A 15,117-nucleotide genomic window follows, 5' to 3' on the forward strand; every position below is an offset into this window, starting at 1 on the left:
CAATAAGTAGAAATGCTTAATGAGATCAATAAAAAAGTTAAAAAAGGCAACCATTTAGATAAGCACAGCGATGACGAAGGACTTGCGGTACATTACAAGATTGCCAACTTGCACCAGTAATTTTAAGACGATGAGCAATTTGTTTAATTTTTGATTCGACGGAGCCAGAGCCAATGGAAATCCCCTCTGCCTGCAAATAACCATAATTGACAATTCGATGTTTATGCTTGTTTAAATAAGTAATAAAATTCTCAACTTGCGGCTCTGACCATCCTTCACAACAAGAGATAGCGGCGTCCACGTCCCCCTTCCTCAAGAAAACATTTTACCTCCTCAATTCGCTGGAATGACCCGCCAACTTTATAGAGGTTTTCGATTAAATGATACCAATCCAATATTTCAATTCTTTCCTGTTTCTCTCCGAGCTCACGAAATAAATTCCAGATACCATCATGTCCATCTCCTAAACAAATTAAAGGCTTGGCCAAAACTTGAGAATTAACCAAATCTAATAAAGCTGAGTTATCTTGAAAAAAAGCCGCTACCCCCAGTTGATGAAAACTCACTGCTTTATAATCACGCCAAATTAAGGCTTTTCCCTTGGCAGTTCTTAGTCGTACCTTACCGCCATCTAGGCTCATTTCTTCCACTTCCACTTCTGGGTTAGACGGTAATTCTTCAAAAGCATATCGATGTACGAGGCGTTGTTGGGTACTGTGAGAAACAGCAATCCCTGTCAATGATTTGATTTTCTGCGCCGATTTTTCGTAGGATTCATCGCCACTTAATAGCAAACAGTTCTTCTCTAACATTGGACTCATCTGAGTCCGAGACTTTATTTCTAATTTTTTCGCTTGTTTTTCTGTAATTGGTAATTCCCCCAAAATACTTTTCACTTTTCTCGTCCGACCGGCAGTTTCTTCTGTGCTTGTTTTGACAAAAAAATACCGATTTCTGGGTTAACATAATGAATCATTAAATCTCTGACTGTCTCCTCTATCTCTCCCAAGTTATTAAATTTCTTAATTTGGGATTGCTCATAGAGACATTGCCCTAACTCTTGACATAACTCTTTAATTCTTTTTTCATTTTCTGATAACATTGAATTATTCCTCCCATCGAGAGCTATTCTGAATTGTAAGTTATAACTATTATAATCTCATTTCTCTTTGTGATCAAGTTGAAGATTTTCTAGTTTTTGACTGCTATAAGTATTAATACTCATTGCATAAGTGAGATGCTCCCGATTTGTATCGATATACCAAGCGTTACCCAAAAACTCGGTAAAAAGATGACATCCTAAAGGGAACAAACCAAAGGTTATGAGGAACGAAGTAACCCTATTATTACTCTTTAGTAAAGGTCGAAAACTAAGAGCAGTCAGCTAAGACGAAAACTCTGCAATACAGCAGGTAATAGTAGGGAAAGATTGAGTCAAAAGCCAACGCCTATTTGTAACGAATAGGATATGCAGACGGACTCACGATTACATGGAATGAAAAGTTGTAAGTAGTAATGTAAAAGTTATGACCACTGTTCAACAGATGGATAAATGGAAGACTTGGCAAGACATCAATTGGAAAAAGGTTGAACGTCAGGTTTTTAAGTTACAAAAACGAATTTTCAGAGCGTCTAGTTGTGGAGATGTCAAGAAGGTTCACAGACTCCAAAAATTATTGTTAAAGTCCTACAGTGCTAAAGCGTTAGCGGTGCGTAGAGTAACCCAAGACAATCAAGGAAAGAAAACCGCAGGTGTGGATGGAGTTAAATCTCTAACCCCAAAACAACGGTTAACCCTAATGACTGAACTAAACTTGGGAACAAAGGTCAAACCCACACGCCGAGTATGGATTCCCAAACCCAACGGCGAAAAACGACCTTTAGGAATACCTACCATGAAAGACCGTGCCTTACAAGCACTAGCTAAACTGGTACTAGAACCAGAGTGGGAAGCCAAATTCGAGCCTAACAGCTATGGATTTAGAGTAGGACGCTCTTGTGACGATGCTATAGCAGGGATATTCCAAGCCATTAACAAAAAGGCAAAGTATGTTCTTGATGCAGATATAGCTAAATGCTTTGACCGCATTGACCATCAAAAACTGTTAGAAAAACTTAACACCTACCCAACCATGAGGAAACAAATCAAATCATGGTTAAAAGCAGGAGTCATAGACGACAAACAGTTATTCCCAACCTCAGAAGGTACACCGCAAGGCGGAGTGTTATCGCCATTATTGGCAAATATAGCACTTCATGGGTTAGAGGAATTGGTTATGAATCTAGCACCCTCATTTGACATGAAACGCAAAGACGGGACACAAATGAGTGTTAGAGACAAAATAAAATCAGTGACCTTAATCCGATATGCAGACGATTTTGTGGTACTACATGAAAACCTAGGGGTTATTCTCCTAATCAAAAAGGAAATAGAGGGATGGTTACAAAACATCGGACTTGAGTTAAAACCAAGTAAAACAAGAATAGCCCACACACTGAGAGAAGATGAAAGCGAACAAGCTGGATTCGACTTTCTAGGGTTTAATATAAGACAATTTCCCGTCGGTAAATACACCTCGGGAAAAGTCAGAGGTAATCTGCTTGGTTTCAAAACAATAATAACCCCTAACAAAGAGAGTCAAATAAGACACTATAGAGAACTTAAACGCATCATAAACACCAGCAAGGGAATCAACCAAGCTGAACTCATTAAAAGGTTAAACCCTGTAATAAGAGGATGGTGCAATTACTTCTCAACAGTGGTTAGTCAGAAAATCTTTGAAAGATTAACCCACATCCTAGGGCATAAACTCATCAAATGGGGGATAAAACGCCATCGAAACAAAGGAAGAAAGTGGATTTCTAAAAGACACTTTCACACAATAGGTGGCAATAAGTAGTCATGCAAAATTAATTACCTGCCCGATCGAGCTAAAACCCTTACGGGGCAATGATCGTCATGTGTAAATAATTTTGCCTAGGTACTTAAGTAGTCATGCAAAATTAATTACCCAAATAAAAAATTAAGAAGTATAATACATAAAAAAACGAAGCAGCAGGAAAATACAATGAGATTGATTAGAGACCTAAACCCCGAGAGCCAGAAAATGCTAGAGAGAATTTATCGAGCTAGTAAACATCATCAAGTAAGAGAGCGAGCGAAATGTATACTCTTAAGTTTTCAGGGAACCACGATAGAAGAATTGAGCGGAATATTTGGAGTTACGAGAAAGACCATCTATAATTGGTTGACGGCCTGGGAAGATAGAAAACTAATTGGTTTTTATAATCGTCGAGGAAGAGGGAGAAAACCTAAATTGACAGAAGCACAAGGTCAACAAGTTATTGACTGGGTAAAAGAAGAACCGAAAAGCTTAAAAAAAATCCAGATAAAAATTGTAGAAGAATGGAAATTAACCGTAAGCAAAGACACGATAAAAAGACTCATAAAAAAAATCAACATGAGGTGGAAAAGGGTGAGAAGAGGGGTCGCCAAAACCCCTGATGAGTGGGAGCTTGAGGTCAAACTACCTATTTTAGAAGAACTAAAAAAACAGGAAAAAAGAGGAGAGATTGAGATAGGATATTTGGATGAAATGGGATGGGATTCAAAGCCTTGTATTCCTTACGCTTGGCAAGAAGAAAAAACCACGATAAAGTTACCACCAATTGAAGGTAAAAGACTAAATATTTTAGGAATAATGAAACGAGATAATCAATTATTTTATGAGACACAGGTCGGAACGGTTACTAGCGAGATAGTTATTAATTTTCTGGATAAATATTGCCAAAATATACAGAAAAAAACCGTCATAATAATTGACCAAGCTTCCATTCATACCAGCGAGGCATTTATGGAGAAACTTGAGGAATGGGAAAAGAAAAACTTGAAAATATTTTGGTTGCCCACTTATTCACCTCATTTAAATTTAATTGAAATATTATGGAGATTTTTAAAATATGAATGGATTGAATTTAGCGCCTATAAAGACCGAAAGAGCCTCCTCGCTTACGTTAAAAAAGTGCTGGACAATTTTGGAGGCGAGTATGTAATTAATTTTGCCTAGGTACTTAACTGGGCTTTCACAACCAGAGAAGAAAATAATCCTCTAAGGTTGTACGAACATAGAGAAACGGAAATCCGACGCTATGTGAAGGTCAAAGGGAACGCCTCACCCTACGATGGAAACCTAGTTTATTGGAGTTCAAGAATGGGGACTCATCCCGAAATGCCAACAGAAATTTCAAAACTGTTGAAAAAGCAAAAAGGGAAATGTACTCACTGTGGACACTTCTTAAGAGATGGGGATTTAATGGAGATAGACCACATCACCCCTAAATCACTAGGGGGGAATAACAGTTACAATAACCTCCAACTTCTTCATCGACATTGCCATGATGAAAAGACAGCCAATGATGGCAGTCTAGGCAACAAATCTGACTGCAATAGTGTCAAGCCAGAACCGCCCATACCAGATAATTACATCTGGGTAAAGGATATGTTGGTAATGACGTAGGAATGACAAACCCCGTGTAGTTGAGGAGCGGAATGACGAGAAATTGTCACGTTCCGTTTTGTAGAGCAGTAGGAGAGGCGACTCTCTTACTGACTTTAATCATTCTCAAAAAGGGACTAAGTACGGTAAGCTAAACGGCACTTAACCTGCATGATCCAATAGCTATAACCCTTTTGGAGTCTATATCGGTGATCCGAAGTAAAAGCCGTTTAGCTTAGGGCATACTGAAACTAATACGCTTGGGGAGAGATTCCCTCTGGTTTGGCTGGATACGTCCTGCCAGATTAAGGAAACTCTATGAACCAAGAATCCTTCGCTTTTAGCGACGGGAGTGTCAATATGCTATTTGGTGGCACGTCTGAATTTTCCACAAATGCTACCCCCCCAATCTCCTATCAAGTGGTTAGCTCACTTCCTGGGCGAATCCGCTTGCGTGTCCCTTTCCTGCGCCAAAACCTAACAGGACAAAATATTCTCCAGGGAGCGATCGCTGCTCTAGAAAGCGTTACCAGCGTCCGCATCAACCCCTTGGCGAACTCAATCATTGTCACCTTTGCTGAAGGGAAAATGTCTCCCGCACAATTAGAGCAAGAACTGGCAACCGCGATCGGCAAGGCCGCAGCTTCGGCGAACCCAGGGGCAGAAGTCCCCCAGAAAGCTGAATTCAAAGCGGAAAAACAAGTTCCTCGTCCCCCAGAAGAAAAATTGCCAGTGAGGGAAAATCTGGCCGATGCAAAGGTGGAACGAACCAAAACAGTGGTCAGTCCCCAGACAGGGGAAAGTAAAGATGATAAAAATCCTCTAAACGAGATAACGAGCCAAACTTTAGTTTATCGGCAGCTGGAAGCCTTACCCGTCAATTCTTGGCAGCGCCAGTGTCAAGAGCAGGCTGAATCGATCGAGAAACTAGAAGATCGCCTCGCCGCCTTACAGCCGGTGGCAGCGATCGGTTCAGCTTGGCTGAGGCGGTGGTACGTCCACAGTCCAGCAACCATAGATCCCACATTCCGCACCCTCAACTGTCACATAAGCTGTCCCCCTCCAGAGACTTGAGTAAAAATACTTAGCTGGTGAAGGTTTTCTCGGTGGCCGTTAGGGGGAGCTTGAGACCCCTAATTATGAAAAAATAGGAATTGTTGGAACCCACATTCCGCACCCTAAGTAGACCTCCTGCAAAAGTCTTATTCAGCTACTTGATGATAGCCTAAAGCAAGTTCATAGTTGTAAATGCCAGCGATTAAATTAAATCTCAGACCAAAACGCCGGCTCTTCTGGTTTCTGTGTGGAAACGAGGTCTATACTGATAGAATATCCGCAAAATAGCCCTAAAAGTCTTGCCCAATAAGCATTTCACGACTCCATAAGCAAAAATTATCACACAAAGTCGAGAAGAGCCAAACGCCGTCTCCGATTCCTATATCTTGATGATAAAATTCTAAATATCTTCAGACTTCTGTGAATATGTTCGATAATAATTCTTTCTCTTGATAACTGGCGATTAAATTCTTTCTCTTCTGAACTTAATTCTTGATTTTTCTTCTTTTTGTCAGGAATCCTACTATTTTCATGCTGTTTTTGGATTCCTTGATAGCCCTTATCTGCTAAACATTCAATACTTTTATCTATCCCAATTTGACTATTTTTCCAAAGGTTAAAGTCATGTATTCTTCCCTTTCCATGAGCGGTACAGATTATCATTCCTGTTTTTTGAGCCGCAAGAACTTGAGATTTTATTGTATGATAGCCCTGTTTCCCGCTATAGTAATCTTTCTGCTTCTTTTGAGGTCTTTCTATCTCATGCTCTGCTACATCTACTACCACTACCTCTAGGTCACTATTGGCTTGTTGAACTGTCTTTTTACCTGGCAGATTAAATAATCCTGATTTCATGAGAATACCTTCTACCCTTCTAGTGATTCGTAGGGCTGTTGTCTCATTAATCTCCCAGTTAATTGCGAGATGGAAATAAGTCCTATATTCCCGCAAATACTCTAAGGTCATCAAGATTTGGTCTTCTAAACTTAATTTACTTGGTCTTCCCGATTTTTTTTGCAGAACTTTTTCGGCGGCCAGAACTTTCACCATATCCTTAAATGTTTCAGGATATACTCCACAAAAGCGTTTAAACTCTTCTGGATTCAAATTTTTTACTTTTTCGTAAGTCATTGTTTTTCTGAGTGTTTTACTTTAAGTAGTCATGCAAAATTAATTACCTGCCCGATCGAGCTAAAACCCTTACGGGGCAATGATCGTCATGTGTAAATAATTTTGCCTAGGTACTTATTTTACATAATCAGTTCCTATTTTTGCAGGAGGTCTAGTGTCACAACGTCTCAAAAGAGGAAGGGGCGTGAGTCAAAATACTTATCTAGAGGAGTGAGTTGGCGGCAAGCTGCCGGCAACTAAGTCGAAAAATTCAGGGTTCCCCCGGTCATTCGCAATAAACAGTGCTTGTTGAGAATGGCTGGGCAATCAGACTTAACATCTAGCGTCGAGATGTTCGAGTAGTGCTTAAGTTTTGTCACCCCTTGAAGTCAATCCATCTGGTCAAGATAAGAGATAATATTCCTGGCAAGGTTTGGGAAAAAATCTCAAAATGTTGCGCCTCTCATCCGTTAAGTTGCTAATCTTTTGATTGTCTTGAATACGTAGGAGATGAATCCCTTGAAAGTTCTGAAATATCCAGCGTAATGTTGGTCGGTCAGTTAACTTACCCAACTGATTTTTCAGTCCCGTCTCCTGCTGTTTTAAACTTAAACGAAGTTGTCTTTGACCAATAGTATAAACCAACAGGCACGAGCAACGTGAGCAGGGCCATGACCTCGATTCTATGGGGAGATTTGAGAAAGACACTGTGGGCAAAAAAGCCGGGGTCTTTGAGAAAAGAAAATCCTCTTTCTGGAGCTTGTTGCCCCTTATATTTTTTGAGTATATCCTCACTGCTTAATCGTTTTTTCTCCAAATCGTTAGGGAGCATCTCACCTTTGCAATAAGTAGAAATGCTTAATGAGATCAATAAAAAAGTTAAAAAAGGCAACCATTTAGATAAGCACAGCGATGACGAAGGACTTGCGGTACATTACAAGATTGCCAACTTGCACCAGTAATTTTAAGACGATGAGCAATTTGTTTAATTTTTGATTCGACGGAGCCAGAGCCAATGGAAATCCCCTCTGCCTGCAAATAACCATAATTGACAATTCGATGTTTATGCTTGTTTAAATAAGTAATAAAATTCTCAACTTGCGGCTCTGACCATCCTTCACAACAAGAGATAGCGGCGTCCACGTCCCCCTTCCTCAAGAAAACATTTTACCTCCTCAATTCGCTGGAATGACCCGCCAACTTTATAGAGGTTTTCGATTAAATGATACCAATCCAATATTTCAATTCTTTCCTGTTTCTCTCCGAGCTCACGAAATAAATTCCAGATACCATCATGTCCATCTCCTAAACAAATTAAAGGCTTGGCCAAAACTTGAGAATTAACCAAATCTAATAAAGCTGAGTTATCTTGAAAAAAAGCCGCTACCCCCAGTTGATGAAAACTCACTGCTTTATAATCACGCCAAATTAAGGCTTTTCCCTTGGCAGTTCTTAGTCGTACCTTACCGCCATCTAGGCTCATTTCTTCCACTTCCACTTCTGGGTTAGACGGTAATTCTTCAAAAGCATATCGATGTACGAGGCGTTGTTGGGTACTGTGAGAAACAGCAATCCCTGTCAATGATTTGATTTTCTGCGCCGATTTTTCGTAGGATTCATCGCCACTTAATAGCAAACAGTTCTTCTCTAACATTGGACTCATCTGAGTCCGAGACTTTATTTCTAATTTTTTCGCTTGTTTTTCTGTAATTGGTAATTCCCCCAAAATACTTTTCACTTTTCTCGTCCGACCGGCAGTTTCTTCTGTGCTTGTTTTGACAAAAAAATACCGATTTCTGGGTTAACATAATGAATCATTAAATCTCTGACTGTCTCCTCTATCTCTCCCAAGTTATTAAATTTCTTAATTTGGGATTGCTCATAGAGACATTGCCCTAACTCTTGACATAACTCTTTAATTCTTTTTTCATTTTCTGATAACATTGAATTATTCCTCCCATCGAGAGCTATTCTGAATTGTAAGTTATAACTATTATAATCTCATTTCTCTTTGTGATCAAGTTGAAGATTTTCTAGTTTTTGACTGCTATAAGTATTAATACTCATTGCATAAGTGAGATGCTCCCTTTTAAACTCCGATGAAGCGGCAAAAAATGATAGCCAGTTCCAGTCTAATCCTCTTAAAACTTGTTGGGAAACTTTAGCGGGTAAAGCTTGATACTGTTCTGTCTTTTTCATGAGAGAGGCCATCTGATTATAGGTCAAATAGCCATGACCATAAATGAAGTTTTGTCGGATTAAATAATTGGCTGAGTTGTAGAGATTTTTAGACTGCCAAGATAAATTATCTATCTCAGCCCAAAATCTATGTCCTTTCTTGATAATGTGTCTTTCGGCTACTAACATTATTGTCCGTTGTCTTTTAACTCAGCGTCGGGTTTTGAAGGGTTGTCATCCGTTGTGATAATTGTACCAGAAGGCAATTGATAGCCTGTTAAATTCCCTTATTTCCACCACCTCCAAGCCGTTCGATAACTTATTGCTGCAGGGTAATCGCGCGTTGACCGAGCCCTTGAATTCCGAGAAGTTAGTCTAAATTTTGGCGTTTGTTCCGATTCTATCCGAGTAATTTTCCGAAATTTAGGGGGTTTCTAATCCTCGAAAACCGATGAACTCAGAAGGAACTTTATCTACTGGGTTCTTTCATTCCAGACTGGATTGGTCGCAACGCGCTCGCTGCGCGAGAACGCTCACAAGTCTAATTGACACCTCCTTTTTCAGTCAACCGCACTGGCCTCCAAGATTTTTACCATGAAATTATCATCCATGCTCGCCCTATAACGTTTCATTTTCAGACTCATTTTCGAGGGCTCCTGCTTCAACAAATTCACACTTAAACGGCGCAACAGACCTAGGTTTTCCGCTCCATGCCCCAGACGAACCCGACTGGCATCTTCATTAAAGGTAACATCGAGTACCCAATGGAGACTATTTTCAATACTCCAATGTCCGCGAATCACCTCGGCGTGTTTTTGGGCATCCGCTGCTAAACTACTGATGAAGAAGCGAATTTCTGTCGTAGTTTTATTCCATAATTGGCGGACACTGCGAACCATGACTACGGTGGTTAGGCCAGGCCACAGACTCTGCCGATGCAGGGGCGGTAATTGGGACACCGGCACCACCCAAATTTGACGGGTTTCGATCCGGTGATGCCCCGACTCCACCTTTTCGTGGTAGCTGTATTCAATCCCTTGCCAATCCCCGGCTATAGCTTGGTCAAACCAGCCTTCTACTTGTTGAAAGAGCTTGCCCTGATTGCCTTTGAGGGCTAAGACGTCATCTCCGCCCCCAGACTTGATTTGTTGGGCAATTTCCGTCTGGGTTCCCATGGCATCCAAAGTGACTATCGCTCCCTTGAGATTGAGCAATTGCACTTCTGAGCGGCACGGCGGTAATTTCATTGGATTTACTGTCCACTTTTTCTTGGGCTAAGACTAACCCATGTTCGCTACTCCAAGCACTTACTGTGTGCAAAGCCTTTAGTTTCTTTTCACGGTCATAGGAACCCTTGGCGGTTTTCCCATCTATGTGGATTAGTTCTAAGCTTTTACGCATTTAAGTTACATTGACAGCATTACCCTTATTTTTAAGTTTTCTACTCCATTTAATAATCAATCCCCCTTCATTTAAAAGCTGATTGACTACTTTTTCCAGTTCTTCTTTATTTTCAAATTCTCGATTAGCTATGTACTCTTTAGCGGAATGCCACACTAATTCTATTAGGTTGTAATCTGGACTATAAGCTGGTAAAAACTCTAGCCTAATATTGGGCAACTCTTTTTCCACCTGCTCAATAACATCTTTCTTTTTGTGATAACTAGCATTGTCTAATATGATGATAATTTTCGGTCCTTTTTCTCGAAAATCTTCGGGCAGATTTCCCAAGTTTATCCATTCTTGACGAATCTCTTCATGAAGTTTCTTTAATTGTTCATGGAAAGTTTCTGAATTTCCTTTTTTGATCATAAAACAGACTCGTTTTTTGTCATTATATCTTAAGGCTCCCATCACATTCACCCTTCCTCTTTTTCTTTGTCCATTCACTTTTTTTCGCTTTCCTTTTTTTGTCCAAGCTCTCCTTCTTATTACTCTCAAACTAAATCCACACTCATCCCAAAACCATACCTGGATTGACTCTGGCTTTTCTTTAGCCAACCTTAAATATTCATCTAATTTTTCTTTAAATGCTTTTCTTAATTTCTTGTCTTGCTTATCTTCTAGACTATATTTCGCCCAGATATACACATACTTTTTTCTTCTCAATATTCTTCTCACTTGCGAGCCACTCAGTTTAATTCCTGTTTCCTTTTCTAGATGCTCTGCTAATCTTGCCGCTGTCCATCTCCCGAATTCATATCCAAATTCCTTCGGGTCTTCATCAACTATTTTTAATAGTAAATTAATATATTCCTCTGTGGCTTTTTTATGATTTCCATTTTTTCTCCCATCTTCTAGACTTTCTAAATTGTTAGGATCGCCGTGAACACACCAATGGGCGACCGTTTTGAGTGAACAGCCAATAAAGTCAGCTATTTCTCGTTGAGTTTTTCCGTCGTTTAGCAAGAGAAACATTAAAATTCTTTCCCTAACCTCTGCTCTTTCTTCTTCTTTAAGAGCTTTTTGTAAGTTTTTCTTTTCTTCTAAGTCTAGGAAATCTTTGGCTGGCATAAGTAGGATTTTTCTAAAATTACTATTTCTATTTTAGGTGGTTTAAGTGCGTTTTAGCTTAGGTTCAATTTTTCGGTGATTTCCCCGATCCACCCTAGGAATCCCGACCTTAATTGCTCGGGTTCTAGCATTCCTAAGACTCGACCCAAGGTGTCGTGGGAAGGTATCCCATTGGGTAATTCCAAAAAGGTTTTCAACCAGGATTGTTTGGCTTTTCCGTAGGCTTCTATGGCGACAAACCCGTCGGCACCCGCTAAGACCGCCAAAATGGCTAGGGCAATTAGGGATACCAGGCTGTGATTGCGTCCCCTGTCCGCTCTGGGGTCTTCTAGGTGCTGAAAATGTTTCAAGACACTCTTTCTTAAAAGTTTTGCCTCTCGCTCTTGCTTGGGGTTCAAGACTAGGGGACCAAATCCTTCTGCCATACTCAACCACTAAAATACAGGATTTTTCACTTCCTCTCAGATTAACTCAGGCCAGTTCGTCGTCACCAAATTAACAGTTAGGGATTTTTGTCTGTTACCATCTATACAAAACGACGCGCGATTACCCTGAAACTTTGGTTAAATTACGATGAAGATTTAGAACATTGTCTTCTGACAAAAGATTCACAAACTTCAACATCTTGTTGTCCTAAATGTGGTTCTTATCATACCATCAAAAATGGTTCTACACATAATGGCAAGCCGAAACGTCAGTGTAAAGATTGCGGTCAACCGTTTGTGATCAATCCCACTAATAAAACCGTCTCTGACGAAACCAAACAATTAATTGATAAACTCCTGCTCGAACGAATTTCGGCTCTTCTGGTTTTCGTGTGTTAATTTTTGTTATGAATTAAAGCAAGCAAACAGCTTAAGTCGAAGATGTTCAAAATTGGTAAATCCATAACTCATTCTTTTAATAAGCTTTATTTTGGTATTCATTCCCTCAATTAATCCGTTGGTTGTCTGATTTTCAAAGTAATTAAGTACCTAGGCAAAATTATTTACACATGACGATCATTGCCCCGTAAGGGTTTTAGCTCGATCAGGCAGGTAATTAATTTTGCATGACTACTTACAAATACCTGGCAAATGCTTCTGGATCATCCTGGCACTACTTTGATATAATATCCCGCCTATTCTTATCCATTTTTCCAATTTTCTCTCAGCACCTCTGAACGTTCTACTACTTTGATAAATTTGTCTAATTTCTTCTTTCATTTCCCAGGCTATTCCTAAGCATGGATGTTCTTTCAGAATAACTTCTAGTTGTTGTTTTTGCTCGTCCTTTAAGTCCTCTTTATTCTTCCATAATAAATGAGGTAATCCTTTTTCATGCACCCCCATTAACTTTCTCAATTTATTAAGCTCGTCATTGATGATAGCCATTACATGAAAACGGTCATAGATGATTTTAGCATTGGGAAATAATTCCTTGATCACTGCTGTAAATCCTGACCACATATCGACGCTCACTTCTTTCACTTTCTCCCGAACTGCGTCTGGCTGTGCTTTTAAGGCTTCCATTAATTCTTCTTGCTTATGTCCTTTAATCACATCTAGTAAAATTTTCTTGTCCATATCTACGACCGTTGTGATGAAATCTTTATGTCCTTTTAAGTTACTAAATTCATCTAAGCTTATTCGTTCTGGTGCTTCCCACTCTTCCTTTTCTAGTTCTTTAGCACAGTGATTAAATATTAACTCAACTTCTGACCATCCTAACCCTTCTTCTCGACTTATTTCTTCGATGCTACAATTTTTTACTCTCTCATAAATCATCGATTCATAGCGAATTGTATGATGCTGTCTTAATCTCATAAAACTCAGTCTTTCGCTGATATACTTTTGGCACTTTTGACAATGAAACTGACGGCGTGGTACTTCTAAATATACTGGATTACCTAATATTGACAAGTCTCTGACTAGATTATACTCTGTCTGATTGATTCTGTCTAAGGTTTGATGGCAATTCGGACATTCAATTGTTTCATTTAAAAGAGCAAGCTTTAGGAAAATTGTCTGAGCAATTTTTTGATAATTGACCACTGTTACATTTGGTAAATCGAGGCTGACAGGGGGACAAGCCAGCTGAAAAGCTTATGTAGCATGGAATACAGACACAGACTCCCAAAAAAGATAAGTCATATTTACCATATATGACCTAAATAACGAAAATGATAAGTGAACTATACCAGAAAGTGTTAGAAAATGAACTGGGGCGAGCCAGATATCTACTGTTGTTAATGATAGTTGGAACCTTGCAAATATTGAAGCAAGCAAAGTTAGAGATATTAGCTGAAGCCTTACCAATACCAATCCTGTTTGAGAGTCGGAGAAAAAAACTAAAAAGATTTTTAAAGCTGGAAATTCTGAATATTGAAAAAATCTGGTTTCTCTGCTTAAAAGAGATGTTAAAACAGCAGGAGAGATTCACAATAAAAGGATTAGTATATATTGCCATAGACCGAAGGAGTTGGGGAGCAATTAATATCTTGATGGTGAGTCTAATTTATGACAAGAGAGCCATCCCAATCTATTGGGAGATATTGGATAAAAAAGGAAGTAGTAATCTCGAAGAACAGCAGCGAGTATTGGGGAAAATATTGACGGTGCTATTAGGTCATAAAATCCTGGTGTTAGGAGATAGAGAATTTTGCTCGGTCAGTCTTGGAAAGTGGCTTCAGAAGCAGAGTTTGTACTTTTGTTTAAGACAAAAAAAAAGTACAAATGTCAAGACAAAAGAAGGAATTTATCAAGAAATGAGAGAGTTAGGTTTAAGTCCAGGAACTCAACTATTTTTAAATGATGTTAATCTTACAAAAGAGCAGGGATTTGGCTCGTTTAACGTAGCTGGTAAATGGGAAAAAACTTACCGAGGTTTTCGCACAAAAGAACCTTGGTATATTCTGACAAATTTTGGGGATTTAGAGACGGCAATAATTGCCGATCAAAAAAGATTTGATATTGAAGAGATGTTTCGAGATTTTAAGTCTGGAGGCTATAGCTTAGAAGGTTCTCAATTAGCACCGCAATACCTATCAAAGCTGATAATTGTTATAGCTATCGCCTATACAAGTGCCACACTGCAAGGTAAAAAAATTAAGGATATGGGAATCCAAAAATATGTCACAAGACCTGAAAAAAGATATAAAGGTCAACGCAGACACAGTAGTTTTTATGTGGGTCAACATCTCTATCATTGGCTCCAGCTACATCAAATGTTCCCAAAAAATATAGAAGAGCTAATGCAAATTAGCCGCTAAGTAGTCATGCAAAATTAATTACCTGCCCGATCGAGCTAAAACCCTTACGGGGCAATGATCGTCATGTGTAAATAATTTTGCCTAGGTACTTATCGGTTGAAGGATTACATCAAAGGACAAAGAGCGATATCGCTTGCCCTATCTACCTTCTAGCTCGCTTGTCCCCCTCTCAGCAATGCTAGTTATCACAAAAAGAAAGATGTTATTGAGCAGGTGGAAAAAGAGTTGCCCAATATTAGGCTAGAGTTTTTACCAGCTTATAGTCCAGATTACAACCTAATAGAATTAGTGTGGCATTCCGCTAAAGAGTACATAGCTAATCGAGAATTTGAAAATAAAGAAGAACTGGAAAAAGTAGTCAATCAGCTTTTAAATGAAGGGGGATTGATTATTAAATGGAGTAGAAAAATTAAAAATAAGGGTAATGCTGTCAATGTAACTTAAATGCGTAAAAGCTTAGTCGTTAAAAATTATCAGACACCCCCCTTATCAAGGGGGATTAAGGGGGACTAA

Annotated in this window: 9 protein-coding genes and 7 pseudogenes; 7 read left to right on the top strand and 9 right to left on the bottom strand. The window is 39.3% G+C overall.

Annotation, left to right across the window (positions count from 1 at the left end):
* Positions 1–37: 37 nt before the first annotated feature.
* Positions 38–1,102, bottom strand: a pseudogene (locus tag VL20_RS13355) (ISKra4 family transposase).
* A gap of 424 nt (positions 1,103–1,526) precedes the next feature.
* Here VL20_RS13355 and ltrA point away from each other — a divergent pair.
* From ltrA to VL20_RS13380, 4 genes and pseudogenes are all read left to right on the top strand, one after another.
* Positions 1,527–2,888: pseudogene (ltrA, locus tag VL20_RS13365) on the top strand (group II intron reverse transcriptase/maturase); the annotation flags it as partial.
* Positions 2,889–3,068: 180 nt separating this feature from the next.
* On the top strand, positions 3,069–4,067 hold the full coding sequence (locus VL20_RS13370; protein ID WP_052275630.1) for an IS630-like element ISMae24 family transposase: 999 nt from the start codon (positions 3,069–3,071) through the stop codon (positions 4,065–4,067).
* 48 nt (positions 4,068–4,115) lie between these two features.
* Positions 4,116–4,517: an HNH endonuclease gene (locus VL20_RS13375; protein ID WP_128575212.1), complete on the top strand. Its 402-nt coding sequence runs from the start codon at positions 4,116–4,118 to the stop codon at positions 4,515–4,517.
* A gap of 297 nt (positions 4,518–4,814) precedes the next feature.
* Positions 4,815–5,570, top strand: coding sequence for an HMA2 domain-containing protein (locus VL20_RS13380; protein WP_260441324.1), 756 nt, complete (start codon positions 4,815–4,817; stop codon positions 5,568–5,570).
* A 321-nt stretch (positions 5,571–5,891) separates the two neighbouring features.
* Here the strand turns inward: VL20_RS13380 and VL20_RS13385 are convergent, their stop codons facing one another.
* The 7 genes and pseudogenes from VL20_RS13385 to VL20_RS13420 all read right to left on the bottom strand — a co-directional run bounded on the left by VL20_RS13385 (position 5,892) and on the right by VL20_RS13420 (position 11,779).
* Positions 5,892–6,683 carry an IS5 family transposase gene (locus tag VL20_RS13385; protein WP_052276784.1) on the bottom strand — a complete coding sequence of 264 codons (792 nt, stop codon included), beginning with the start codon at positions 6,681–6,683 and terminating at the stop codon, positions 5,892–5,894.
* A 381-nt stretch (positions 6,684–7,064) separates the two neighbouring features.
* A pseudogene (locus tag VL20_RS28645) lies at positions 7,065–7,485 on the bottom strand (IS1634 family transposase); the annotation flags it as partial.
* A 56-nt stretch (positions 7,486–7,541) separates the two neighbouring features.
* Positions 7,542–8,606 (bottom strand): annotated as a pseudogene (locus tag VL20_RS13395) (ISKra4 family transposase).
* A gap of 57 nt (positions 8,607–8,663) precedes the next feature.
* Complete coding sequence (locus tag VL20_RS13405; protein WP_284526148.1) at positions 8,664–9,029, bottom strand: transposase; 366 nt, start codon at positions 9,027–9,029, stop codon at positions 8,664–8,666.
* Positions 9,030–9,400: 371 nt separating this feature from the next.
* Positions 9,401–10,087 (bottom strand): ISAs1 family transposase, encoded by a 687-nt coding sequence (locus VL20_RS13410; protein WP_052275253.1) that lies wholly within the window; start codon positions 10,085–10,087, stop codon positions 9,401–9,403.
* Between the two features lie 154 nt (positions 10,088–10,241).
* Entirely contained in the window at positions 10,242–11,354 is a 1,113-nt protein-coding gene (locus VL20_RS13415) for an IS630 family transposase (protein ID WP_052275585.1), read from the bottom strand.
* Between the two features lie 53 nt (positions 11,355–11,407).
* A complete protein-coding gene (locus tag VL20_RS13420) occupies positions 11,408–11,779 on the bottom strand; it encodes an ISAs1 family transposase (protein WP_052276786.1) in 372 nt (123 codons plus the stop codon).
* A gap of 171 nt (positions 11,780–11,950) precedes the next feature.
* Between VL20_RS13420 and VL20_RS28650 the strand changes: the two are divergent.
* A pseudogene (locus tag VL20_RS28650) lies at positions 11,951–12,124 on the top strand (IS1/IS1595 family N-terminal zinc-binding domain-containing protein); the annotation flags it as partial.
* Positions 12,125–12,184: 60 nt separating this feature from the next.
* Here the strand turns inward: VL20_RS28650 and VL20_RS28655 are convergent.
* Positions 12,185–13,429: pseudogene (locus VL20_RS28655) on the bottom strand (ISL3 family transposase).
* An 86-nt stretch (positions 13,430–13,515) separates the two neighbouring features.
* Between VL20_RS28655 and VL20_RS32700 the strand changes: the two are divergent.
* Positions 13,516–14,604: an IS4 family transposase gene (locus VL20_RS32700; RefSeq protein WP_052276787.1), complete on the top strand. Its 1,089-nt coding sequence runs from the start codon at positions 13,516–13,518 to the stop codon at positions 14,602–14,604.
* 168 nt (positions 14,605–14,772) lie between these two features.
* Positions 14,773–15,048 (top strand): annotated as a pseudogene (locus tag VL20_RS13440) (transposase); the annotation flags it as partial.
* Between the last annotated feature and the right edge of the window lie 69 nt (positions 15,049–15,117).

It is taken from the genome of Microcystis panniformis FACHB-1757 (assembly GCF_001264245.1).
Taxonomy (GTDB): Bacteria; Cyanobacteriota; Cyanobacteriia; order Cyanobacteriales; family Microcystaceae; genus Microcystis; species Microcystis panniformis.